Here is a 24,188-nt window from a genome sequence, read left to right on the forward strand (position 1 = left end):
TGCAAGTTTTAACGTAAACTGATTGAATTGACAGCGGTAGACAGTGTATGCGCGAAGGATGCGCCGAATTTACCGGCCAAACGGTCGAATAATTGTTCGCGTGGCGTGAAATTGACGACCTCTTCCGCTTCTAGCGCTTCTCTGGCCACGCTGTCGATACTGCCGAAGGCGTCCGCCAAACCGATTTTGACGCCTTCTTCGCCGGACCAAACCAGTCCCGAAAATAGTTCCGGAGTGTCTTTCAAGCGTTCGCCGCGCGCGATTTTAACGGCGTCGATAAATTGTCCGTGAACTTGATTCAGCATGGTTTGCATATGTTGCGCTTCTATCTGATTGACCGGAGAAAAAGGATCCATGAAAGCCTTGTGTTCGCCGGCGGTCAGAAGGCGTCGTTCCACGCCGAGTTTGTCGAGGATGTGGGTGAATCCGAAGCCGTTCATCACCACGCCGATCGAACCTATGATGCTGGCAGGGCTGACAAAAATCTTGTCCGCGGCGGCGGCGATGTAATAGCCGCCCGACGCACACATATCGCCGACTACCGCGTAAATCGGCAATTCCGGATGTTGTTTTTTCTGGCGACGAATTTCCTCGTAAACATAGGCCGACTGAACCGCACTGCCTCCTGGAGAATTGATGTTAAGGATGACGCCTTTGGTGTTTTTATCCTTAACGGCATCGCGGATGCCTTCGATAATGCTGTCTGCGGAAGCGGCTTCTCCGTCGGCGATGATGCCCAGGACATCGATGACCGCAGTGTGCTTTTGGTTTGTGGTTATTTCGGTTTCGAATTTGGGGTAAGCCATTAATGCCAATAATAGGCTGGCATACGCTAAGGTTGCGAATTTAAAAAAAATCCCCCAGCGGCGAGCCCGGCGCTGTTCTTCGATCGCTGCCATCGCTAATTTTTCCAGGACGGATTTTTCCCAGTTTGGCTGATTGTCGGGTTGTTGCGAATGCTCCATAGGTGGTTCTCTCATAGCAATGCGGTAAGATCGGTCGGGTAAGCTAGGCAATGCAGCGGTTGGTATTGTTGCAGTGTCCGGGCCGTATGGGCGCCGCAGGTCACGGCAATCGCGGTCACCCCGGCATTCAAGGCCATTTGCATATCATGCACGGAATCGCCGACCATGACAGTCCGTTGTTTATTTATGCCTAACTCGGTCACGATTTCGTCGATCATCAGCGGATTCGGTTTAGAGGCGGTTTGATCGGCGCAACGCGTCGTGCAGAAATAATCCGTCACGCCAGTGGCTTGTAAAGCGCGGTTCAAGCCGGCGGACTTTTTGCCCGTGGCAACAGCTAGCCGGACGCCGGCCGACCTATAGTGCTCCAGCATCTCGGGGACGCCGGGGAACAAGTCTGCAGGGCCTGCCGGTTTGGAAAAAAACTGTTGGCCGTAGTGCGAGGCAAGCCGGAATCTCGTTTCCTGGTCCAGATCGGGAAACAATAGGTTCATCGCATTTTCGATGCTCAAGCCGATGATATCTTTGACGGCTTGGCTGTTCGGTACCGGGCAATCGTTATCGGCTGCGGCGGTTTGGATGCAATGGACTATCCAATCGACGGAATCGACCAGTGTACCGTCCCAATCGAAAATGATTAAGTCAAAGCGGTTCTTCATTGTTTAACAGTTGTTGTAAATCGTCCGGTAAAGGCGCGTTAAATTGCAGTTTGGTTCCGTTGCCCGGATGGGTGAACGCTAATTGTTCTGCGTGCAAAAACAGGCGTTTGTAGCCCTTTTGGCTAAACGTCTTGTTTGTTTCGACTGCGCCGTAACGTTCGTCGCCGACGATGGGGAAGCCCAGCCAGGCTGCATGAACACGGATTTGATGGGTCCGGCCTGTTTTAGGTTCCGCACGGACGAGCGTCGCCGTTTTATATGGCTGCAAGCGGGTAAACAAGGTTTCCGAAGGTTTTCCGGCTTGACTAACGATCACGAAACGTTCGCCGCCGCGCCCGACATTTTTGAGTAGCGGCGCATCCACCCATTGCTTTTTGCGAGTAAATTGTCCTGCCAGCAATGCCAAATAGGTTTTCTGTATGCCGTCGCCGCGAAACATTTCGTGCAGTTGCTTTAAGACCGAACGTTTTTTGGCGATAAGCAGACAGCCGGAGGTATCTTTGTCCAAGCGGTGAACCAGTTCCAGAAATTTTTGAGCCGGTCGAATTTGCCGTAACCCCTCGATGACTCCGGATTGAATGCCGCTACCGCCATGCACGGCAAAACCGGCCGGTTTGTTCAGTACCAAAAAGCCGTCGTCTTCGTACAAAATGTGGTTTTCCAAGCTGAATTTCAAGCCGGGTTGGACGATGACGGCGTCCGGGTGATCCGCCGTTCTGACCGGCGGGACTCGAACGACGTCGCCTTCGGCCAGTTTATAGCTGACGTCGGCTCTGGCCTTGTTGACCCTGACTTCGCCTTTGCGGACCATGCGATAAATGCGGGTTTTAGGCACGCCTTTCAACAGGCTGATTAAAAAATTATCCAAGCGTTGTTCGGCATTGGCTTCGCCGATAGTAAGCCATTGAACCTGCGGAGGATTGGGGGTTGAGGTGGTATTCATGCACGATTACGCTATCAATACGGGCAAAGCCGCTGTTTAAAATTGCTGCACTAAGTAAACATTGCTATATTAGGCTAGTTTATCTGTGTGATAAACCGGACAATGATTATTCAATGGCCACCGGCGCATAGCAGCCCTCGCCAAATAACATCAAAAAAGAATTTATTCGGGTTTTATCGCTCAACCCATGAGGAGCGACTACGTCCAATACTAAGAGCCCAGCAAAACAGATCCACCCACTTTGCAAGCGCCATCCTCGGCAAGACCGATTCTGCTGCTCCAAACATAACGCACCTAATTGCCGTTTACAGTCAGCCTGGCTGCTCAATTAATACACCCAAGGTGGGATAGCCGCCTCAATGTCGCGGTAAGTCGTACTGTTTCAAACTCTTCGGTAGGATAAATAACAACAAGGATTACTGAATGAAAAGAATGCTTATCAACGCCACACAGCCTGAAGAGCTGAGGGTGGCTTTGGTAGATGGTCAAAAACTTTACGATTTTGACATCGAAGTCCCTTCAAAAGAACAAAAAAAATCCAACATCTATAAAGGTATCATCACTCGGGTGGAGCCGAGTTTAGAAGCCGCATTCGTCAATTACGGCGCGGAAAAACACGGTTTTTTGCCGTTTAAAGAGATTGCGCCGGAATATCGCAATCAGGATAGCGACGACGGTAAGCCGACGTCCAAGGCCGGCGTGCGCGAAGGTCAGGAAATCGTCATTCAAATCGAAAAGGAAGAGCGCGGCAACAAAGGCGCCGCGCTAACGACCTACATCAGCTTGGCCGGCACCTATTTGGTATTGATGCCGAATAACCCCAAGGCTGGCGGCATTTCGCGTCGCATCGAGGGGGAAAACCGTAGCGAGTTGCGCGAAACCATGGCGGACTTGGAAATTCCCGACAATATGGGATTGATCATACGCACCGCCGGTAGCGATAAAAATGCCGAAGAATTGCAGTGGGACTTGAATTACCTATTGCAGCTTTGGGAAGCGATCGAGCGTTCCAGCCACGAGCAAGCCGCGCCGTTTCTGATTTTTCAGGAAAGCAACGTCATTATCCGGGCTTTGCGCGATCATTTACGCGGCGATGTCGACGAGATTTTGATCGATCAGGAAGGCGCATTCAAGCTGGTGCACAATTTCTTGAAGCAGGTGATGCCGCACAATCTACATAAAGCCAAGCTTTATCAGGATAGCGTGCCCCTGTTCAACCGCTACCAAATCGAAACCCAAATCGAAATGGCTTACAAGCGCGAGGTTTCGTTACCGTCCGGCGGCTCCATCGTGATCGACCATACCGAAGCCTTGACCTCGATAGACATCAACTCGGCGCGGGCGACCAAGGGTAGCGATATCGAAGAGACCGCGCTGAACACCAATCTGGAAGCGGCCGATGAAATTGCCCGTCAACTGCGCTTGCGTGACTTGGGTGGTTTGTTCGTCATCGACTTCATCGACATGATGTCGAATAAAAATCAGCGCGAAGTGGAAAATCGCTTGCGCGATGCCCTGAAAATCGACCGCGCCCGTATTCAAACCGGCCGTATTTCCCGCTTCGGCCTGATGGAAATGTCCCGGCAACGTTTGCGGCCGTCGTTGGGCGATTCGACGCAATTGACCTGTCCGCGTTGCAAGGGGCAGGGTACGATCCGCAATGTCGAATCGGTCACCTTGGCCGTATTGCGGTTGATTGAAGAAGAGGCGATGAAAAAGGGTACCGAACGCGTGATTGCCCATCTGCCTATCGATTGCGCCACCTTCCTGCTCAACGAAAAGCGCGCAGCCATTCAGGAACTGGAGGCCCGTCTTAAGGTGAGCATTGTGGTGTTGCCGAGCAAACATTTGGAAACGCCGGCTTACGAAATCGAGCGGATTAAGTCTTTGGAGGGGTTGGAAGAAAAACCCAGTCACATGCAGATCAAAGAAGACGAAATCGCGGTGCCCGAGTTTGCCAAGCAAGTGGTACCTAGAGCGGAGAAGGCGGCGGTCAAAGAGTTTTTGCCCGATGCGCCGGCGCCGGTACAAAACAAAAAGACGTCCGCCAGTTTGATCCAGCGTTTTTGGCAGCGTTTAATCGGGCAAAAAAAGGTGGAGCAAGCGGCCCAAGACAACGTAAGGCCGGGCGGAGAATTGAAAGCTAAGTCTAGGATGGGGCGCAGGGATAGGCCGAATGGCCGCAACGGCAGACGCGGAGGAAAGCGGGCGGGAAACCAGCCGGCCGATGAAAATGTCAGCGCACAAAGCTCCGTCAATGCCGACGGAAATACCGAGAGGCCGGAAAATAGCGTTGCTCCGCTAGCCGCCAAGCCGCAGGTAGGCGAGCGCCCGCCCAGAAGGGGCAGAAACCGCAGGCGCAATGTCCGTAACGGTGCAGAAAGACGCACGGAGTCCGGCGTTGCCGACTCGGAGCAAGCAGGGCGGGGGGCTGCTGCGGATGCTGGTAACGTTAACGCCCCGTTTGCCGACAATTACCGTAACGACTTTGCCGAACGCTCTCGGCCGGCCGATTTCGAGCCGCGCGAACCGCGTCAATCTGACTATGAAGAGCAGCGCCCTAAAGTCGTCGTAGACGAATAAAGGGTTGGCCGCTGGCAATATCGCCGGTGCCGCGCGTGATACGCGGTGCCGGCTGGCTGGCTAGTCAAACCGGCAGAATAGAGCCGGTTTGTAAACCGAGGTGCAATACCTCGATATTCACGAATAAGGCTTGAGTTTATCGAACCGGCGGTGTTCGGTCTCCGGTCGTCGCCTCTCCTGCCTCCGGTTGTGCCGTCAAGCTCTTAGGCAGTTTCTTTTTTACCTTCACGCCCAGCTCTTCCAAATTGCTAGCTTGCCGTAACAAATTGCCCTGGCCGCTGCTGAGTTTATTAACGATACCGTCGTAGGTTTTTTGCACGGTGCTAAGTTGGTTGCCGAGTTTTTCGATGTCTTCGACAAAGCCGCGGATTTTGTCGTACAGCGCGCCGGCCTTGTCGGCGATCAGCCGGGCGTTTTCGTTTTGTTGTTCGTAGCGCCAAATGTTTTGGATCGTGCGCAGGGTTGCCAATAACGTGGTCGGGGTGACGACGACGATTTTGTGCTCGAAGGCGTCGTTGAACAGTTTCTCGTCGCCTTGAAAAGCGGCCATGAAAGCGGCTTCGATCGGCATGAACAGCAGCACGAAATCCAGAGAGCGCAGGCCTTTCAGGCTGGAGTAATCCTTGCCGCTAAGGCCTTTGATGTGGGCGCGCACCGCTTCGACGTGTTGCTTCAGGGCTTCGGTGCGTTCGGCATCGTCTTCGCTGGAACAGTAGCGCTCGTAGGCGTTCAATGACACCTTCGAATCGATCACCACGTCCTTGTTGTCCGGCAGGCGGACGATCACGTCGGGTTTGAACAGCCGATTGTCCTGGTCGCGGAACGCGCCCTGGGTTTCGTATTCGATGCCCTTGCGCAGGCCGGATTGTTCCAGTACCTTTTCCAGAATCATCTCGCCCCAATTACCCTGGGCCTTGTGGTCGCCTTTTAACGCGCGGGTCAGATTCAGCGCTTCCTGGTTCATTTTCTGGGTGTCGCGGCGCAACGAAACGATTTCCTCGCGCAGGCTGATGCGGTCCTTGGTTTCGTTGTCGTAAACGCTTTCCACCCGTTGCTTGAACTCGCCGAGCTGCTGCTTCAGCGGTGCCACCAGCGTTTCGATACTGGTCTTGTTATGCTCGACGAATTGCTTGCCGCGTTCCTCGAAAATCCGGTGCGCCAGATTTTCGAACTGGGTTTTCAGTTGATTTTCCGCATCCTGCAGCAAGCGGATTTTCTCTTCGTTATGCTTGTGTTGTTCTTGCTGGCGGGTATTCAGTTCAGCGTTTTCGGTTTTCAGGACCAATAACTGTTGTTGCAAGGCTTGCAACTCGGATTCGCGTTGACTTAGCAAGCTCAGCCTCTCTTCTGCCACAGCCAGTTTCACGCTTTGTTGCTGCAATTGCCGATTCATGTCGTCGATTTGCGCCGACAGCGCGGTGCGGCGACTCCCGCCTAGCCAAACCGCCAGCGCATAACCGAGTAAGCCGGACACAATCGCCGCTGCCGGTACTATCCAAATTTCAATCAAGCTATCTTTCCTCTTAGTAGGCTGCAAGCCGGTAGCATTAGGGTTGGAAAGCAGGTTTATGGGGAGGCTTGCGTGAGCTGGAGGCTGTCCGAGCCGACCATGTTTGGGTAGCGGCTCAGCCGTGACGGATGATGCGTTGTGTGATCCAACGCCAACCGTAATAGCGCGACAACATCCATAAAGCCACGCCGAGTAACAAGGCTTCCACCCAAAAATAACCCAGCCAGACCGGCACGATGCCGCTAAGTACCCAACTGTGGTTGACCTTTTGCAGGTTGGCGTAGGCGAAATAAATGCCGAACGCAATCAGTACGCTACCGTATACCCCGCCACGTGGTGACGAGCGCGCCAAAGGCACGGCCAATACCGCCAGCAGCAATACGCCCAACGGTGCATTCAGGCGGTCTTGCAGCAACACGATTTCGGTCAATTTATCCGAATGCCAAATTTCTCGGGTAGGCAGGGCTTCCAGGTGCGGCATGAAACTGATGGTCTTTCGTTCTACCAACACGGCGTATTCGGCGAAGCTCTCCAGCGTATAGTCTTTTTGACCGGGTTGGCCTTGTATGCGTTGGCCGTTTTGCAAAATCAAATACAAACCGCCGGGTAAATATTCCAACTTGCCGGATTCGGCGTTGACTACGCCTAATTTGTCCTGTTGTTTGTTTTGCACGAATACCCGGCTCATCGTGCCGGATTCGTCGACGTTCTCGGTATAGAAAATTATTTCGCCGTCGCTGTATTCGCTAAAGCGTCCGGCGGATATGCCGCGGATGTCGGCGCTTTGTTTATCTAAATAGGTCATTTTCTCGCTTTGCGCTTCCGCCCAGGGCGAAGCCAGCATGGACAAGCCGGCGGCGCACAGGCTCAGCGGCAAGACCAGCCATAACACCGCTTTATACAGGGTGAACAGTCCGCCGCCGGCGGATGCGATAGCGGCCATTTCCTGCTCGCGATACATGCGGCCGAGCACCATCAGCACGGCGATGAAGGTGGCGGCGGGCAAGAACGCAGTAATCGCGATGATGGTTTTGAAACCGAGTAGCGCCAACACGGTTTCGTTGGAAATGTTGCCCTCAATTGCTTGCGCCAACACTTTAATGAACTTACGGCTGACGATGATGACGACTAGAACGGTTAATACGGCTAAAACAGTTTTGAATAAATCCTTGACGATCATTTTATCCAGCACCGTCATTAGCCGAAACGGCGGTCCGTTGCCGGGGATGCCGCGGCCGTAAGTCATCAATTTTCCTTCCGACATAATTTTTCCGGATTTTCTTAGGTTAAATTCAGTGGTAACAGGCCGAGCGCGTTCCGTTTTCCCGGCCTGTATGTTCCATCGGCCCGGGCGTAAGATGTCTATGCGGCCGTTGGCAGTACACTACCGCGCCGGCACAGGCACAGGCCGGTATTTGCGGCCCGATAGGTATATAATTTGTCCGATTCCTGCTGCGGGAAGCCCTTCCTTGAGACACATACAGACACTGCCATGGACTATTCTATAGAAAGCTTATCCCTAGACAAATTGCAAAGCGCCTGCCTACTCGTCGGACTCTACGAAAACCAGCAGCTCAGCCCGAGCGCGACGGTGCTGGACGGCTTGTCCGGCGGTCTGATCGGCAAGCTCCTTGCCCGCGGTGACATCAAGGGTAAAGTCGGCGAAACCTTGTTGATAAACAATCTGCCGGATACTTCAATCGAACGGGCAATATTGGTCGGCTTCGGCGAAAAAAGCAAACTTACCCGCAAGCAGTTTCGCAAAGCCGTTACGGCAGCGGCGAAAACCGTTAAAGATGCCAAAATCAAGACGGTCGATTGCGCGTTGCTGGATATCGAATTGGATAAAGCCGATGCACAGTGGTTGACCCGGCAAATCGTCGAACTGCTGAACGACAGCGCCTACCAATACACCGCGACCAAACAGATCGAAGAGAAAATCGCCTTGCAGGCCGTGCGGATCGTCGCCGGCGACGCTAATTTGGCGTTGGCTCAAACGGGGTTGCAACAAGGGATTGCCATTGCGCAAGGCGTGGCATTGACCAAAGAATTGGGCGATTTGCCGGGCAATATTTGTACGCCGACCTATCTTGCCGAGCAAGCCTTGGCATTGGCCGGGCAACACGAAAAACTCACCTGCGAAATTCTGGAAGAAAACGATATGGAAGCCTTGGGCATGGGGGCATTTCTATCGGTTTCCCGCGGCAGCCGGCAACCGGCAAAGTTGATTTGCTTGCAATATCGGGGCGGGGCGGAAGACGCCAAACCTGTTGTGTTGGTCGGTAAAGGCCTGACCTTCGACGCCGGAGGCATTTCCTTGAAGCCCGGCCAGGGCATGGACGAGATGAAATACGATATGTGCGGCGGTGCCAGCGTATTGGGCATTTTGCGCGCCGTGACGCTGATGAACTTGCCGTTGAATGTCGTCGGCTTGATTCCGTCGTCGGAAAACCTGCCGGACGGCAACGCCAACAAGCCGGGCGACATCGTCACCAGTATGGCCGGCCGGACCATAGAGATCTTGAATACCGACGCCGAAGGCCGCTTGATTTTGTGCGATACCCTGACCTTCGCAAAAAAATACGATCCTGAGGTCGTCATCGACATGGCCACTCTGACCGGGGCGTGCATCGTCGCGCTCGGCAGGGTACCTAGCGGTCTGTTCAGCAACGATGAAAGCCTGGCGGCTGACTTGATCAAAGCCGGCGAATCTTCGTGCGATTTGCTGTGGCGCATGCCGATTTGGGAAGAATATCAAGAACAATTGAAATCCAACTTCGCCGATCTGGCCAATATCGGCGGACCGGACGGTGGCAGCATCACCGCTGCGGTGTTCTTGTCGAAGTTCGCCGATAAATTCCGCTGGGCGCACATCGACATTGCCGGTACTGCGTGGCGCACCGGGGCGGGTAAAGGCGCGACCGGCCGTCCGGTACCTTTGTTGAGTCAATATCTGATCGACCGTGCCGCGGCCTGACGTCGTTTTTTACGTCCTGGCATCCGAATCGGCGGCGGAGCGGCAGGTATTTGCCTGCCGTTTAATCGAAAAACTCTATCGGGACGGACAATTTTGCTATGTGCTCGCCGACGATGGCGCGCAAGCCGCCGAAATCGACAAGGCTTTATGGACGTTTCGTGCTGGCAGTTTTGTGCCGCACCAAGTGTTTCAAGGGCAAGTGCCCGCGTTTCGCAACACCGTGTTAATCGGCGGCGACCCGGTTCCCGAAGGCTGGGAGGGGGTGATCGTCAATTTGTCCGGCGCGCTTGCGCCGCTGTCCCGTGCCACGCGGCACATCATCGAAATTTTGGATGCCGGCGCCGCTTCCAAACAGGCCGGCCGCAACCGCTTCAGGCATTATCAAGAAAGCGGTATCGCCATTACCACGCATGTACACAATGGCCACGGCTGGGTGGAGTCGCGGCGGCCGGCGCAAAATTAACGCGGAGTGTGCGCCGTTGAGGGGTATGGGCCGGGCGCGAACAAGCCGCGAATGATGCCAATTTATTGCCGTCGCGTTAGTATTGCTGACGTGCTTGCAAACCACGAAATTCCTTCAACTATTTCAATCGGAGATTACCCATGAATTTTTTTGTCCATAAGCTTTCCATCGGTGCGATGTCGCTGCTGGCATTAAGCGTTCAACCTGTATACGCGGCAACTTCGGCGCAGGCGCACATCGATTGGAACGGCATCAACGTGACTTATTTCGACTTATCCGACGGTAGCAACGTCCCGCTACTGACGTGGTCCACCCAATACGGCCAGATCGATTCCTATGCGTATTCCGGCAGCAACGGCGATTATCAAAACGATGCGCAAAGCGCTGCGGATTTCATCAGCAGTTTAAGCACCGCGACCACGACGATCAACGCCCAAAGCAGCACGCTACGCGATGGCGACGATTTGAACGCCTATGCGGCCAGCCAAGTCGGCTTTGCATCGCTGTTAGATTCGAATTACGCAGCGGCGACGGCTTACAATTTCGGTTCCTTTCAAGTCACGGGATTCGGGTTGGCTTTGATTTCTATCGATTGGTCCATAACCGGCAGTCACGACGCTGCGGATTTCAGTAGTTATTCCAGTGCCCAAGTGGCGTTGGCCGCCGAATACACTGACGGTAACGGTAATGTCGGCAAAAATACCGGCGGCGGCAATGATACCGCAGGCAGCGGTAGTGAGTTTTCCCGGAGTGGAACGTTCACGATCACGCTGTTCAGCGACGGCGTGCACGGCGTGACGGGCAATTTAGCCGCGCAAGCCTCGGTATACAGTTTTAGTCCTGTGTCGCAAGTGCCGCTGCCGGCTGCGGCTTGGATGTTCGGTTCCGGTTTGCTGGGGCTGTTGACTGCGGTTGGGCGCAAATCCGGCGCGGTTTAGTGTCCCGGCGGGTTTGGTTCGGTCGGCGGGGCCGGGCCGAACGCTAGGCAGGCGTTTCTCGTTTCAATTCCCGGCCGGAACGGCTCGAAACCCCTGCCCGGCATGCAGGGCGGCGATTTCAGGGCGCACATCGGCCAAACCGTCGCCGAGTTGCCCGAGTTGCGGCAAAAATCCCAGTAGCTGGCAGACGAGTTGGCGGAATTTCACAACCCCGACAGGTAAACAGCGTTCGGCAAAATAAGGGATTAGCTGTAACGATGTCTAAAGCGTGGCTATGTTTACAGTGCTGATCGGTAAAAATCATGGGCGCAAAAGTTGGGAAAGCCGGTGCATCGCGTTATAATATTAGATAACTCTTAAATACTAACATTGGGTGCGCTTATGCGACTGGGTATTTTGCAGCTAACCGTCACCGTCTCCGTTATGCTTCTGGCTGCCGTAGCGACGGCCGAGTCCGGTCCCGCCAGCTTTACGCTTCAGCAAGCCATCGATTACGCGTTGGAAAACAATCCCGAAGTGTCCATCATGCAAGCGCGCATCGCGCAGGCCGACGCGCAACTCGGCATGGCGTTGGCCAACTATTATCCGCACATCAAAGCCAGCTTGGCTTACCAGCACAGCGACAATCCGGCCCAAGCGTTTGCGATGATCATCGCCCAACGCCGTTTGGATTTTAACGGCATGGACTTCAATCATCCCGGCGGAGTGGACGATTACCGCCCGCAAGTGACCGCCACTTATTCGCTGTTTCGCGGCGGCCGGGATTACTACTTGAGCAAAGCCGCCGAACTGGGCGTCGAAACCTCGGAACTGGAAACCACGGCTACCCGCCAGCATTTGATCGCGAACGTGACTGCGGCTTTTTACGCGCATCTTGCGGCCCAAGAGGCTCATCAAGCCAGCTTGCGCGCTATCGACGCGGTGGACAGTGAATTGCAGCAAAGCCGCATCCGTTACGAGGCAGGCACTTTACTAAAGTCGGACGTATTATCGTTGGAAGTTCAGGACGCCGAAGCCAAGGACGCGCAACTACAGGCCGCAAACGCCGTCGACATAGCCAAAGCCATGCTGAAAACCTTGCTCGGCATGCCTGTGGACAGCGAATTCGCCGTCAACAGCGACGATACGCCAACCCAGCCGCAAACGCCGGAAAGCTACCAAACCTTGCTGGAGCAAGCCATCGCACAACATCCGGCGTTGCAAGCTGCTGAAAAACGGGTGGAAATCGCCGAACAGCAGTTAAATGCAGCGGAGGCCGCGCACTTGCCGCGCGCCGACGCCTATGTCAGCTACGGCTCCAACAGCAAGAATTTAGCCTTCAGTAGCAATCGCGACAACGTCAGTGCCGGGGTGATGGTGGAGGTAGACGTATTTTCCGGTTTCGCGACCCAAGAAAATGTCCGCAAAGCGGAGCGTGAACTGACTGTTGCCAGGGAAGCGGCACGGCAAGCTCGCTTGCAAGTGGAGAATCAAGTCAATACCGCGCGTCTGCGGTTGCTGGAAGCGTTGAACCGCGAGCAAGTGACTTCGTCAGCCGTCGCTGCGGCCGAAGAAGCCTTGCGTCTGGTCAAAGAACAGCGCGACGCCGGGGTCGTTACCGTCACCCGCTACATCGAGGCCGAGGTCGCCCGCGACAAGGCTAAAACCCGCGACATCTCGGCTCGCTACGATGCGTTGCGCGCCGACGCGGAACTCAAGCAAGCCATAGGCTTTTGGAATTAGTCAACCTAGGATAGCGCCATGTCTGAACACAATAGTTTCTCGCTGGAACGCAAGTGGTGGGCGCCGGCGGCGGCCGTTGCCTGCTTGTTGTTAGTCATCCTGTTCGCGTTGGGTTTTATCGGCGGGCCGGATAAAGTCGGGCCGGGGAGAACCCACCCAAGCGTCATGCCGTTACCGCCTGCGGCGCGTACCTTGAGCGTACATGCGCAAGCGGCACCCGACGCATTGGCGTGGCAGGGCAGCGTGCGCTCGCGTAGCGTGGCCAAGATCTCGGCTAAGTTGAACGCCAGGATTAGCGAGGTATTGGTGCACGCCGGCGACAGGGTAAAAAAAGGCGACGTCATCGCCCGCTTGGACGACCGCGACCTCAGAGCGGCTTATCAGGCCGCCGCCGCCGCATTGACCGCAGCCCAAGCGCAAGCCGGCCAGGCAGGGGCCGACGAAAAGCGCATGATCGATCTCTACCAAAAGCAAGCGGCAACCCGGCAAAATTACGACGCGGCCCTGGCTCAGGCCAAGGCCGCGCGCGCGCTGGCGGCGCAAGCGGCTGGCGCGGCGCAGCAAGCTAAGGTCATGCTGGGGGAAAACGTACTGTATGCGCCGTTCGCCGGGGTGGTCGGCGAGCGCCTGAAAGAGCCCGGCGACCTGGCTTTGCCGGGTGAGCCTGTAGTGTTCCTGCACAAACCCGAAGACTTGCGCTTCGAAGCCGCGATAGCCAGCCATTGTTTCGGCCAAATCCGGCTCGGACTGCCGGTAACGGTACGCATCGATGCATTGGCGCGCGAGATGTCCGGCACGGTCGACGAAATTGCGTCGGAAATCGATCCGCAAACCCACACCCGGTTGATCAAGGCCAATCTGCCGGTCGACCCGGGTTTGCAGCACGGCCAGTTCGGCTGGTTGCGGTTGGGCTGTCAAGCCGAACGGCAGGCTTTGTTGATCCCGCAATCCGCCGTATTGCACTATGGTCAATTGCAGGCCGTGCGCGTGGTCGAGGGGCAAAGTCTGCATACGCGGCACATTCGTACCGGCAAGCAATACGGTGAACAACTGGAGGTATTATCCGGTTTGCACGACGGCGAAACCATTCTGATCGACAGTGAGCCGGCGCCATGAACCAAGATCAGGCTAGCTTAAAAAAAGACAGCTTGACGGTCGCCATCGTCCGGCTTTTCACGACTTCACACCTGTCGCTGCTGTTTTTGCTGATTTCGTTGTTAGCCGGCGCCGGGGCGCTGATGCTGACGCCGCGCGAGGAAGATCCGCAAATCATCGTGCCGGTGATGGACGTATTCGTCGAATATCCCGGCGCCGGCGCCGAGGAAGTGGAAAAGCGGGTGACAACGCCGTTGGAGGTGTTGCTCAAACAGATTCAAGGAGTCGAGTACGTTTACTCGGCCTCCGGCCCGGGACAATCGGTCGTGACCGTGCGCTATCAGGTCGGGCAGAGCATAGAAGACAGTTTGATCAAGACCCGCGATAAATTGGACGCCAATCTGGACGTCATTCCCCCCGGCGTCACCCGTTGGGTGGTCAAGCCGGTGGAAATCGACGATGTGCCGATCGTATTGTTGAATCTGTCCATGCCCAAAGCCGGCGAAGATATTATGGCCATTCGCCGCATTGCCGAGGAACTGATAGAACGGCTGCGGGCGATAGACGACGTCGGTAAAAGCTGGGTGATAGGCGCCGCGCCGCGCCGTATCTCGGTGTATCCGGATCCTGCCAAGCTGCAAGCCGGCCGGGTCAGCCTACTGGAAGTCAAGCAAGCCTTGGCCTTGAGCAATGCCAACCTGCAAATCGGTAGCTTGGACCGGGATAACCGGGAAATCGTGTTGGAAGCCGGCCCCCATTATCAAACTCCGGAACAAGTCGGCGCGACGGTATTGAAAAACGTCGACGGCCGTTTGTTGTATTTGCGCGATGTGGCTGAAATTATCGACGGTCCGGCGGATACCGATTATTACACCCGCATCGGTTTCGGTCCCGGGGTCGCCGACATGAAAATGGTTGGATACGCCGGCGGCGAATTGCCGGCGGTCGGCGAGGAAAGGCAAACGGCGACTATTGCGATTGCCAAGCGGCGCGGCAGCAACGCGGTCGGTGTCGCCGAACAGGTATTGGAATTGACCGAGCAACTGCACGGTACCCTGATTCCGGACGACGTGCTGATTACCGTCACCCGCGACTATGGCGAAACCGCCGATCATAAAGTCAACGAGTTGGTGATGCATTTGTCCATCGCCATCTTGACCATTATTGTGTTGCTGGCATTGTCGTTGGGGTTTAAGGAGTCGATGATCGTATCGTTGGCGGTGCCTATGACCTTTGCGATTACCTTGCTGCTGGATTTGATCTTCGGATACACCATCAACCGGGTGACGCTGTTCGCCTTGATTTTGTCGCTGGGTTTATTGGTCGACGACCCGATTGTCGACGTGGAAAACATCCACCGCCATTACAAGCTGCGCAAACAGCCGCCGCTGCAAGCCTTGCTGACCGCCGTGGACGAAATTCGTCCGCCCACCATTCTGGCGACGTTCGCCGTGATCATGTCCTTTGTGCCGATGTTTTTTATCACCGGCATGATGGGACCTTACATGGCGCCTATGGCGTTTAACGTACCGATTGCGATGCTGATGTCGCTGCTGATTGCTTTCACTGTAACGCCATGGGCCAGTTACCGCTTATTGAAAGGCGATTACGGTAAAGATCACGGGCCGGCCTTCGACTTGAAGAAAACCCTGGGTTACAGGACCTATAGGGCCATCCTGGCACCGCTGCTGGCCGATAAAAACAAGGCCTTGTGGTTTTTGGGGGCAGTGTTTGCCGCATTCGTGCTGTCTACGCTGATGGCGGTCACCCGGGTCGTGCCGTTGAAATTACTGCCTTTCGACAACAAAAACGAATTACAGCTGGTTATCGACATGCCGCGCGGCTCCACGTTGGAAGCTACCGACCAGGTTGCAGCGGCGTTGGGCCGCTATCTGGCGACCGTCAACGAAGTCAGCAGTTACCAAGTTTACGTTGGTTTGGCCTCGCCTATGGATTTCAACGGCATGGTACGGCATTACTATCTGCGCCAAGGCGCTTACGCCGGCGACTTGCGGATCGTGTTGGTGGATAAGACCAAGCGCGAGCAACAATCGCATGCCATCGCTTTGCGTATGCGTCCGGAGATCGACAAAATCGAAAAGCAATACGGCGCCAACATCAAAATCGTCGAGATGCCGCCCGGACCGCCGGTACTGTCCAGTGTGGTCGCCGAAATTTACGGCCCGCCGGAAGCCACTTATGCCGACATTCTGCAAGCCTCCAAACGGGTCCGCGCGGATCTGGAATCCGTCGAAGGCGTTGTGGATGTGGACGATTACGTGCAAGCGCCGCAGCAAAAACTGCAGTTTAAACTGGATCAGGACAAGGCGGCCTTATTGGGCATTAGTAGCCGGCAAGTCGCCGACAGTCTGCAATTGGCGGTACAAGGCGGCGCGGCAGGCACCCTGCATATCGGCAGCGAACGCCAACCCTTGTTGATTGAATTGCGCATTCCGCGTGCGGCGCGCGCTTCGGAGGCCGACTTGCTGGCACTGGCGGTCAAATCCGCCAATGGCGAACTGGTGCGCTTGAGCGAACTGGGCGAATTCACGCACGACATTGCCGACCAAACCATTTACCATAAAAATCTACAGCCGTTGTCCTACGTGCTGGCGGAAATGGCCGGCCGCAGCCCGGTCGAAGCGGTCTGGGACTTGGGCGACAAGCTGGAGGAAAAGCCGCTGCCGCCCGGCTACCGGGCCGAAATGGCCGGGGAAGGGGAGTGGAAAATCACCGTGGACGTATTCCGCGACTTAGGGCTTGCCTTCGCGGCGGCGATGGTGATGATCTACATCCTGCTGGTCGGCCAGACCGGCTCGCTGAGCGTGCCGCTGATCATGATGATCGCCATCCCGCTGACCGTGATCGGCATCATGCCCGGCTTTTGGTTTATCAACCTGTTTGCGTCGGATGTGGGCCCATACGCCGATCCGGTGTATTTTACCGCCACCGCGATGATCGGCATGATCGCGTTGGCAGGCATCGTGGTGCGCAATTCGATCATCCTGATCGACTTCATCGAGAACATCTATCGCAGCAACCCGGAGATTTCGCTGGCCGACGCCATCGTCGAAGCCGGCGCCACTCGCTTGAGCCCGATCTTCCTGACCGCCGCCTCGGCGGTACTTGGCTCGGTGATGATCGTGCTGGACCCGATCTTTTCCGGTCTGGCCTGGAGCTTCATCTTCGGCATTATCGCCTCGACCTTATTCTCGCTGGTGGTGATACCGGTAGTGTATTTTTTGATTAACCGGGAGTTGCCGAAAGCGGCGATAGTTGAGCAGTGAGTGGTTTTGCACTATGTCCTTTATTGATTTGATTGTATATTTAGCGGCGAGTGCCGGTTCGACGGGATTGTAATTGCGGGGAAATGCTGCGAGATTGACTTCCTCGAACCGTTGATCTAGTCTGATTTCGCGAACTAAATCACATGTTTCTCTCCTTCCGGACTTCTCACTTCCTATGGCATGCCAATTACCTATCTTGTCCGCACTGTTTGACATTGAGCGTTTCGAGTGTTCGATCGAGGCCGTCAAGCAGGATGTCGGCTTATGAGATTACGAGTCGGAATAGTCGGTTTAGGCCGGGTAGGCGGCGGCGTTTTACGAAACAACTTTAGTCAGGCCGGCGGCGGTCGGTTCGATATCCGTGTGGTCTGCGACGTGATGCCGATAGACCACGTCGCTTATTTGATCGCGCATGACAGCAGTTACGGTCGGCCGCCGTTTACAGTAGATATTGACGACGACGATTTGTTGTTGGATGGAATACGGGTAAGGTATCTACGGGTTGATCGGCGCCGGAGTCCGCCCGAAAAAGATAGTTTTGGGGCATTGCGCGAGTTCGAGTTAGACGTGTTGTTCGATGCGACCGGTACTGCCACGATCAACGACTTTCGAGCCTTGATCGTCCAAAACGTGGCCAAAAAAATCCTTTGCACTTGGAATGTGGCGGGTGCCGACATTAGTGTCGTTTATGGGGTCAATCATCAGGCTTACGATCCGGCTAGGCACGACGTGATTTCGGCCAGTACCTGTACCGGTAACGCGATGGTGCCGATTTGCCATATCCTGCATAGTCATTTCGGTATGGATTATGCCCGTATTATCACGATACATCCGGTTTTGTCCGATCAAAAGGTGTTGGACGCCTACCATCCCAATTCGCAATTAGGCCGGGCTTGTGGGGTTTCTATTGTGCCGACGCCGACCAATGTCGGCAAATCGACCAGTTTGGTGATTCCGGAATTGGACGGCAAGTTGGATTCGTTGTCCTACCGGGTGCCGACGGCGGTGGTGTCGGTGATTGATTTGACCGCTACCCTTTCGACCGAAACGTCTTTAGAGGCGGTTCGCGAGCGTTTAGAGGCGTATGCTAACGGCGAGCTAAACGGGATTGTATGCTGTGAGTACGGAAGTTGGGGGCATCAGAAAGCCAGTATCGATTATCTGGGTGCGCCCTATTCGGCAATCGTGTTGATGGAGCACTTGACGCTTAGCAACAAGCGTCAACTGGGCATGGCCTTGATGCACGATAACGAATTTGCGTATTGCTGCCGGGTCTTGGATGTGTTGCAGATAATTGAAGCGAAAAACCGGTGATTTCATTGACGAAAATGTTATGAGCCGTTCTGCCGAGAGCTGCCAAATTCGCAGGGAATTGCATCCAATGCTTGAAATGTTTATCAGGCATGGTAACTTTGTCGCTCTTACCATAATAATAATTACACGAGAGGATACATTCCATGAGTGCAGACGATAACAACAAACCCGAGAACGTGAATCCAAACGAGGAAAATACGCAAGCAAGCGAATCCAATCCTAAAGAAACGATGGCTGCTGCACAAAATGCGGCGGGTAATATTCTGAAAACGCTGACCGAGCTGAAGGAAAACAATCCGAAGGTGTTCTTCGGTGGAGTCGGTGCGGTTGTCGTTGTTGTATTGTTGCTGTTCATGTCCGGCGGTTCCGATCCAAAACTGCCTGTGCATCAAGCGAAGCCTATCGTCATCGGTCAAAATTATGTGCTGAAAAGTGCGAATGCTTACGACTCGGATTCTACTGTTCGATTAGTCGCCGTACCGGGCTCTATGGCTGCCTATGACGATACCGAAGAAGACGATCGTGAGGGAGGTTGTAAACATATGCCTCAAGGCACTCCGGTTAAAGTGATTCAATCCCAAGACGCTTACGGCAAAAAGGATGTATTCGTCGAGGTCGAAATGACTACAGGCGAATGTCAAGGTAGAAGAGGCTGGGCATTGGCCATCGACTTACAGTAGAACATTGATTGCGCTGTATATGGAGATGCGGTGAATCGATAAGTTGGGCGGAAAAAGAAATAAATTGTTTGACGGATAAAAAATATTCGTGGATAATGCTCAGATCATGTGACGGAGGGGTTCCCGAGCGGCCAAAGGGATCAGACTGTAAATCTGCCGGTTCTACCTTCGGAGGTTCGAATCCTCCCCCCTCCACCATTAATTGAATTGGATCTGCGGGTGTAGTTCAATGGTAGAACTCCAGCCTTCCAAGCTGATCACGTGGGTTCGATTCCCATCACCCGCTCCACTTTTGGCTACGGTAATGACGCTCATATAGCTCAGTAGGTAGAGCACTTCCTTGGTAAGGAAGAGGTCACCGGTTCAAATCCGGTTATGAGCTCCAGTTAAATAAATTGTCGTTCTTAGGGTGTTTAGGTAATGGCTAAAGAAAAGTTTGAAAGAAAGAAACCGCACGTAAACGTCGGCACGATTGGTCACGTAGACCATGGAAAAACCACGCTGACAGCGGCGTTGACAAAAGTCATGGCGGAAGCCAACGGCGGTGAAGTCAAAGCCTTCGATCAAATCGACAACGCACCTGAAGAACGCGCGCGCGGCATCACGATTTCCACTTCGCACGTCGAATACGAATCCACTACGCGCCACTACGCGCACGTAGACTGCCCGGGACACGCCGATTACGTCAAAAACATGATTACCGGCGCGGCGCAAATGGACGGTGCTATCCTGGTTTGTTCGGCAGCGGACGGTCCGATGCCGCAAACACGCGAACATATCTTATTGTCCCGCCAGGTTGGCGTGCCTTACATTGTCGTATTCCTGAACAAAGCGGATATGGTAGACGATGCCGAATTGATCGAATTGGTCGAAATGGAAATCCGCGAATTGTTAAATCAATACGAATTCCCGGGCGACGACACCCCGATTATCGTGGGTTCTGCGTTGAAAGCGTTGGAAGGCGACCAAAGCGAAATCGGCGTGCAATCCGTGATCAAATTGGTAGAAGCCCTGGATACATACATTCCGGAGCCTGAGCGTGCAATTGACGGCAAATTCCTGATGCCTATCGAAGACGTATTCTCGATTTCCGGCCGCGGTACAGTCGTTACCGGCCGTGTCGAGCGCGGCATTATCAAAGTCGGCGAAGAGGTTGAAATCGTCGGTATCAAGGCAACTATCAAAACCACCTGCACCGGTGTGGAAATGTTCCGCAAATTATTGGATCAGGGGCAAGCAGGCGATAACGTCGGCGTGTTGTTGCGCGGAACCAAGCGTGATGAGGTTGAGCGCGGTCAAGTGTTGGCACACGTCAACTCTATCAAGCCACACTCGCACTTTAAAGCGGAAATTTACGTCCTGTCAAAAGACGAGGGTGGTCGGCATACCCCATTCTTTAACGGTTATCGGCCACAGTTTTACTTCAGAACCACCGATGTAACGGGCGCGGTAGAATTGCCTGAAGGCGTAGAAATGGTGATGCCGGGTGACAACATTTCCGTCGAAGTGAAATTGATAGTGCCTATCGCTATGGATGAAGGCTTGCGCTTCGCGATCCGTGAAGGTGGTCGTACCGTGGGCGCGGGCGTTGTGGCTTCTATAATCGAATAACATTCTTAATTATCTGGAATAGGTCAGTAGTTCAATTGGTAGAGCAGCGGTCTCCAAAACCGCAAGTTGGGGGTTCGAGTCCCTCCTGGCCTGCCATCCGGATATATAAAAATAATAAATAATGAACGCACAAGCAGAGCAGGTCACTTCTATAGGTGATATCGTAAAATTAATAATTTGCCCTTTGCTGATTGCAGCTGGGGTTGTTGCGTTCTATCACTTTTCTGATTTTCTGCTGTTGTATCGTGTACTTGCCTTAGTATTGATTGTAGCTTTTGCGGTGGGTATTTGTTTTACCACGGCAAAAGGGCGCGCTGTTTGGCAATTTATCGGTGAGTCTAAGCAGGAAATGCGGCGCGTGGTGTGGCCTACGCGGGAAGAAACATTTAGAACGACAATATTGGTCTTTGCAATGGTATTTATTGTGGGGCTGATACTTTGGTTGCTCGATATGTTTCTGCTCTGGGCAATCCAATTGCTAATGAATCAGGGGATTTAATCCATGTCGTTGCGCTGGTATGTGGTACACGCGTACTCAAATTTTGAAAATAAAGTTAAGCAGTCCTTAGAGGAGCGCATTAAGCGGGAAGGGCTGCAAGATTATTTCGGGAAAATCCTGGTCCCAACGGAAGAAGTCGTAGAGATGAAAATGGGGCAGCAGCGTAAAAGCGAGCGCAAATTTTTTCCCGGCTACGTCTTGGTTCAAATGGAGTTAAACGACGAAACGTGGCATTTAGTTAAAAACGTGCCTAGAGTATTGGGATTTATCGGAGGGGCTACAGATAAGCCTTCGCCGATTTCGGAAAAAGAGGCGATGGCAATCCTTAATAGAGTTGAGGAAGGGGTTAATAAGCCGCGCCCTAAAACGCTATTTGAAGTCGGAGAAGTTATTAGGATAATCGACGGGCCATTTAAAGATTTCAATGGTAGCATTGAGGAAGTCAACTACGACAAAAGCCGTTTGAGAGTTTCCGTGTTGATTTTTGGTCGCTCAACGCCGGTAGAGCTGGACTTTGTTCAAGTAGAAAAAATTTAACTTGCAGGGCTAAATATCTGAATCCTTGCCATGCTCATGGCAAGGATTTTTGTTTGTATGGGGAGCTGAAAAGCGTTAGTACCCGAATAGGAGCTAAAAATGGCTAAAAAAATCGATTCATATATTAAATTGCAGGTAAAAGCAGGCGAGGCTAACCCTAGTCCTCCGGTTGGTCCTGCTTTGGGCCAACGTGGCGTCAATATCATGGAGTTCTGTAAAGCCTTCAATGCTAGAACCCAGGAAGTCGAGAAAGGTTTGCCTTTACCTGTCGTTATTACTGTTTATAGTGATAAAAGTTTTACTTTTATTACCAAAACTCCACCCGCATCTATTTTGTTGAAAAAAGCCGCAGGCATCAAGAGTGGTAGCAGTAAGCCTAACTCCAACAAAGTCGGCACCGTAACGCGGGCGCAGTTGGAAGAAATCGCCAAAACAAAAATGGAAGACTTGAATGCTGCAAATTTAGAGTCGGCAGTCAAAATTATTGCGGGCAGCGCTCGCAGTATGGGCTTGAACGTGGAGGGATTGTAATGGCTAAATTTAGTAAAAAAACACAGGCAATTAAAGCCAAAGTGGTTAGAAGCAAACAATATTCAGTATCTGAAGCCATTTCGATATTGAAAGAATTCGCAAATGTCAAATTTGACGAGTCGATTGATGTAAGCGTCAATTTGGGCGTCGATCCAAGAAAATCCGATCAAAACGTTCGAGGTGCATCGGTATTGCCCAATGGTACGGGTAAAACCGTACGTGTAGCGGTGTTTACCCAGGGGCCTAATGCCGACGCAGCAAAAGAAGCAGGCGCCGACTTAGTAGGCATGGACGACTTGGCTGAGCAAGTAAAGCGCGGCGAAATCAATTTTGACGTCGTTATTGCCTCTCCGGATGCTATGAGAGTCGTCGGCCAGTTGGGTCAAATTTTAGGTCCAAGAGGCTTAATGCCTAACCCTAAAGTGGGAACTGTAACGCCCGATGTCGCTACAGCCGTAAAGAATGCCAAATCCGGACAAGTTAGATACAGAACCGATAAAGCCGGCATCATTCATTGTTCCATTGGCAAAGTCTCTTTCGACGAGACTGCCATCAAACAAAATCTGGAATTTTTGATTACAGATTTGAAAAAAGCGAAGCCTACCGCGGCGAAAGGCGTGTATTTAAAGAAAATTTCGTTGTCGTCCACGATGGGACCTGGATTGTGGATCGATCAAACTAGCATCGAGATTTAAAAAACTTTGGGTTGCCGGCAAATCGGTAACCGTCAAAGACCGTAGGTGCGGAAGCTTAATATCCTACGTAGACGGAAGCTCGAACTAAAGGATTGGAAAGAGTACCGTGAAGGGGCATCTATTAGATGCATTTGCAGTGCTGATGAAAGTCAGACGATACAGGAGATAGATGTGGCACTCAATTTAGATGGCAAAAAAGTTGTCGTAGAGGAAGTTGCAGAAGTAGCAGGAAAAGCGCTTTCGGCGGTTGCGGCCGAATATCGCGGCTTAACCGTTTCCGAATTGACTAAATTGCGCAAAACAGCCCGGGAAACAGGCGTGTATTTGAGGGTGGTAAAAAACACACTGGCAAAACGCGCAGTGGTTGGGACCGAATTTGAATGCATGCAAGACGGTTTAACCGGGCCGCTTATTCTGGCCTTTTCGTTGGAAGATCCAGGTTGTGCGGCGCGATTGGTACACGATTTTGCAAAAGAGCATAACAAGCTGATTGCGAAAGTCGTTGCAATTAACGGTCAAGCATTTGACGGCTCCGAGTTGGAACGATTGGCGAGATTGCCGACACGCGATCAAGGTATCAGCATGCTGATGTCTGTCATGAAAGCACCGGTGGAAAAACTGGCACGCACCTTGGCTGCGATCAGAGACGAAAAAGAAGCGGCGTAAACTCACGATTAACTGATAAAGCTCAAAATATACGAGGAATTTAGAATGGCAATTTCGAAAGAAGATATCTTGGAAACAGTTGCAAACATGACTGTGATGGAAATCGTTGATTTAATATCGGCGATGGAAGAAAAATTTGGTGTATCTGCAGCTGCCGCAGTCGCTGTGGCCGCACCTGCAGCGGCTGCAGTTGTCGAAGAACAAACCGAGTTTGATGTCATTTTGACCGGTTTCGGCGAGAATAAAGTAGCAGTAATTAAAGCCGTTCGCGGTTTAACCGGTTTGGGACTGAAGGAAGCCAAGGATGCGGTAGAAGGCGCTCCGACTACTTTGAAAGAAGCTGTCAGCAAAGCTGAAGCTGAAGCTGCGAAAAAAGAACTCGAAGAAGCGGGCGCTACCTGCGAAATCAAATAAGCAATTTGTTTGCTCATCGGGCGCAAGCCCACCAAGCCGGGCTGACGGTATTTTACCGTCGGCCTTTTACTGCTTGTAAGACGGGCAGTATCAATCATC

The 24,188-nt window shown here is 53.3% G+C and carries 22 protein-coding genes and 4 tRNA genes; 20 read left to right on the top strand and 6 right to left on the bottom strand.

The genetic code is table 11. The features are described 5' to 3' along the window. Nucleotides 1-8: 8 nt before the first annotated feature. The 3 genes from sppA to rluC are packed head-to-tail and all read right to left on the bottom strand — an operon-like array spanning nucleotide 9 to nucleotide 2,567. Nucleotides 9-980, bottom strand: coding sequence for a signal peptide peptidase SppA (gene sppA, locus F1E05_RS02340; RefSeq protein ID WP_232056751.1), 972 nt, complete (start codon nucleotides 978-980; stop codon nucleotides 9-11). Next, complete coding sequence (locus F1E05_RS02345) at nucleotides 977-1,624, bottom strand: HAD family hydrolase (protein ID WP_150046409.1); 648 nt, start codon at nucleotides 1,622-1,624, stop codon at nucleotides 977-979. Before F1E05_RS02345 ends, sppA begins: the two co-directional genes overlap by 4 nt. Next, nucleotides 1,608-2,567 carry a 23S rRNA pseudouridine(955/2504/2580) synthase RluC gene (gene rluC, locus F1E05_RS02350; RefSeq protein ID WP_150046411.1) on the bottom strand — a complete coding sequence of 320 codons (960 nt, stop codon included), beginning with the start codon at nucleotides 2,565-2,567 and terminating at the stop codon, nucleotides 1,608-1,610. The genes F1E05_RS02345 and rluC overlap by 17 nt, the downstream gene beginning before the upstream one ends. 423 nt (nucleotides 2,568-2,990) lie before the next feature. On the opposite strand from rluC, the gene F1E05_RS02355 reads away from it, so the two are divergent. Beyond that, a complete protein-coding gene (locus tag F1E05_RS02355) occupies nucleotides 2,991-5,150 on the top strand; it encodes an Rne/Rng family ribonuclease (RefSeq protein ID WP_150046413.1) in 2,160 nt (719 codons plus the stop codon). A gap of 136 nt (nucleotides 5,151-5,286) precedes the next feature. On the opposite strand, the gene F1E05_RS02360 is transcribed toward F1E05_RS02355, so the two are convergent. Together F1E05_RS02360 and lptF are read right to left on the bottom strand one after the other, a co-directional pair. Next, entirely contained in the window at nucleotides 5,287-6,660 is a 1,374-nt protein-coding gene (locus F1E05_RS02360; RefSeq protein WP_232056752.1) for a DNA recombination protein RmuC, read from the bottom strand. A 115-nt stretch (nucleotides 6,661-6,775) separates the two neighbouring features. Next, nucleotides 6,776-7,924, bottom strand: a complete 1,149-nt coding sequence (gene lptF / locus F1E05_RS02365) for an LPS export ABC transporter permease LptF (protein ID WP_232056753.1) — start codon at nucleotides 7,922-7,924, stop codon at nucleotides 6,776-6,778. A gap of 228 nt (nucleotides 7,925-8,152) precedes the next feature. Here lptF and F1E05_RS02370 point away from each other — a divergent pair, with 228 nt between their 5' ends. The 3 genes from F1E05_RS02370 (at nucleotide 8,153) to F1E05_RS02380 (ending at nucleotide 11,038) form a co-directional block, all read left to right on the top strand. Then, nucleotides 8,153-9,637, top strand: coding sequence for a leucyl aminopeptidase (locus F1E05_RS02370; protein WP_150046415.1), 1,485 nt, complete (start codon nucleotides 8,153-8,155; stop codon nucleotides 9,635-9,637). Next, nucleotides 9,624-10,100, top strand: coding sequence for a DNA polymerase III subunit chi (locus tag F1E05_RS02375; protein WP_150046417.1), 477 nt, complete (start codon nucleotides 9,624-9,626; stop codon nucleotides 10,098-10,100). The genes F1E05_RS02370 and F1E05_RS02375 overlap by 14 nt, the downstream gene beginning before the upstream one ends. A gap of 140 nt (nucleotides 10,101-10,240) precedes the next feature. Continuing rightward, a complete protein-coding gene (locus F1E05_RS02380) occupies nucleotides 10,241-11,038 on the top strand; it encodes a VPLPA-CTERM sorting domain-containing protein (RefSeq protein WP_150046418.1) in 798 nt (265 codons plus the stop codon). 63 nt (nucleotides 11,039-11,101) lie between these two features. On the opposite strand, the gene F1E05_RS20160 is transcribed toward F1E05_RS02380, so the two are convergent. Continuing rightward, the gene (locus F1E05_RS20160; protein WP_190303227.1) at nucleotides 11,102-11,245 is read right to left on the bottom strand and encodes a hypothetical protein; all 144 of its coding nucleotides are present in this window, start codon (nucleotides 11,243-11,245) and stop codon (nucleotides 11,102-11,104) included. A 174-nt stretch (nucleotides 11,246-11,419) separates the two neighbouring features. On the opposite strand from F1E05_RS20160, the gene F1E05_RS02385 reads away from it, so the two are divergent. The 16 genes from F1E05_RS02385 (at nucleotide 11,420) to rplL (ending at nucleotide 24,089) form a co-directional block, all read left to right on the top strand. After that, nucleotides 11,420-12,760 (top strand): TolC family protein, encoded by a 1,341-nt coding sequence (locus F1E05_RS02385; protein ID WP_150046420.1) that lies wholly within the window; start codon nucleotides 11,420-11,422, stop codon nucleotides 12,758-12,760. An 18-nt stretch (nucleotides 12,761-12,778) separates the two neighbouring features. Next, nucleotides 12,779-13,876: an efflux RND transporter periplasmic adaptor subunit gene (locus F1E05_RS02390; protein ID WP_150046422.1), complete on the top strand. Its 1,098-nt coding sequence runs from the start codon at nucleotides 12,779-12,781 to the stop codon at nucleotides 13,874-13,876. Continuing rightward, the gene (locus F1E05_RS02395) at nucleotides 13,873-17,142 is read left to right on the top strand and encodes an efflux RND transporter permease subunit (RefSeq protein WP_150046424.1); all 3,270 of its coding nucleotides are present in this window, start codon (nucleotides 13,873-13,875) and stop codon (nucleotides 17,140-17,142) included. The genes F1E05_RS02390 and F1E05_RS02395 overlap by 4 nt, the downstream gene beginning before the upstream one ends. Nucleotides 17,143-17,406: 264 nt before the next feature. Continuing rightward, nucleotides 17,407-18,456, top strand: a complete 1,050-nt coding sequence (locus tag F1E05_RS02400; RefSeq protein WP_150046426.1) for a glyceraldehyde 3-phosphate dehydrogenase NAD-binding domain-containing protein — start codon at nucleotides 17,407-17,409, stop codon at nucleotides 18,454-18,456. 143 nt (nucleotides 18,457-18,599) lie between these two features. Beyond that, on the top strand, nucleotides 18,600-19,136 hold the full coding sequence (locus F1E05_RS02405; protein WP_150046428.1) for a hypothetical protein: 537 nt from the start codon (nucleotides 18,600-18,602) through the stop codon (nucleotides 19,134-19,136). Nucleotides 19,137-19,249: 113 nt separating this feature from the next. Beyond that, nucleotides 19,250-19,334 (top strand) — tRNA-Tyr (locus F1E05_RS02410). Between the two features lie 17 nt (nucleotides 19,335-19,351). Next, a tRNA-Gly gene (locus tag F1E05_RS02415) sits at nucleotides 19,352-19,425 on the top strand. Between the two features lie 20 nt (nucleotides 19,426-19,445). Continuing rightward, a tRNA-Thr gene (locus F1E05_RS02420) sits at nucleotides 19,446-19,521 on the top strand. 35 nt (nucleotides 19,522-19,556) lie between these two features. Next, nucleotides 19,557-20,747 (top strand): elongation factor Tu, encoded by a 1,191-nt coding sequence (tuf, locus tag F1E05_RS02425; protein WP_150046429.1) that lies wholly within the window; start codon nucleotides 19,557-19,559, stop codon nucleotides 20,745-20,747. A 20-nt stretch (nucleotides 20,748-20,767) separates the two neighbouring features. Then, nucleotides 20,768-20,843 (top strand) — tRNA-Trp (locus F1E05_RS02430). Between the two features lie 25 nt (nucleotides 20,844-20,868). Then, nucleotides 20,869-21,246 carry a preprotein translocase subunit SecE gene (secE, locus tag F1E05_RS02435; RefSeq protein ID WP_150046431.1) on the top strand — a complete coding sequence of 126 codons (378 nt, stop codon included), beginning with the start codon at nucleotides 20,869-20,871 and terminating at the stop codon, nucleotides 21,244-21,246. A gap of 3 nt (nucleotides 21,247-21,249) precedes the next feature. After that, nucleotides 21,250-21,783, top strand: a complete 534-nt coding sequence (gene nusG, locus F1E05_RS02440; protein WP_150046433.1) for a transcription termination/antitermination protein NusG — start codon at nucleotides 21,250-21,252, stop codon at nucleotides 21,781-21,783. A 99-nt stretch (nucleotides 21,784-21,882) separates the two neighbouring features. Next, nucleotides 21,883-22,314, top strand: a complete 432-nt coding sequence (gene rplK, locus F1E05_RS02445; protein WP_150046435.1) for a 50S ribosomal protein L11 — start codon at nucleotides 21,883-21,885, stop codon at nucleotides 22,312-22,314. Further along, nucleotides 22,314-23,009, top strand: coding sequence for a 50S ribosomal protein L1 (rplA, locus tag F1E05_RS02450; protein ID WP_150046437.1), 696 nt, complete (start codon nucleotides 22,314-22,316; stop codon nucleotides 23,007-23,009). The genes rplK and rplA overlap by 1 nt, the downstream gene beginning before the upstream one ends. 171 nt (nucleotides 23,010-23,180) lie before the next feature. Next, nucleotides 23,181-23,675 (top strand): 50S ribosomal protein L10, encoded by a 495-nt coding sequence (gene rplJ, locus F1E05_RS02455; protein WP_150046438.1) that lies wholly within the window; start codon nucleotides 23,181-23,183, stop codon nucleotides 23,673-23,675. Nucleotides 23,676-23,720: 45 nt separating this feature from the next. Then, the gene (gene rplL, locus F1E05_RS02460) at nucleotides 23,721-24,089 is read left to right on the top strand and encodes a 50S ribosomal protein L7/L12 (RefSeq protein WP_150046440.1); all 369 of its coding nucleotides are present in this window, start codon (nucleotides 23,721-23,723) and stop codon (nucleotides 24,087-24,089) included. Nucleotides 24,090-24,188 lie beyond the last annotated feature (99 nt).

The sequence above is a fragment of the Methylomonas rhizoryzae genome, from assembly GCF_008632455.1.
Taxonomy (GTDB): Bacteria; Pseudomonadota; Gammaproteobacteria; order Methylococcales; family Methylomonadaceae; genus Methylomonas; species Methylomonas rhizoryzae.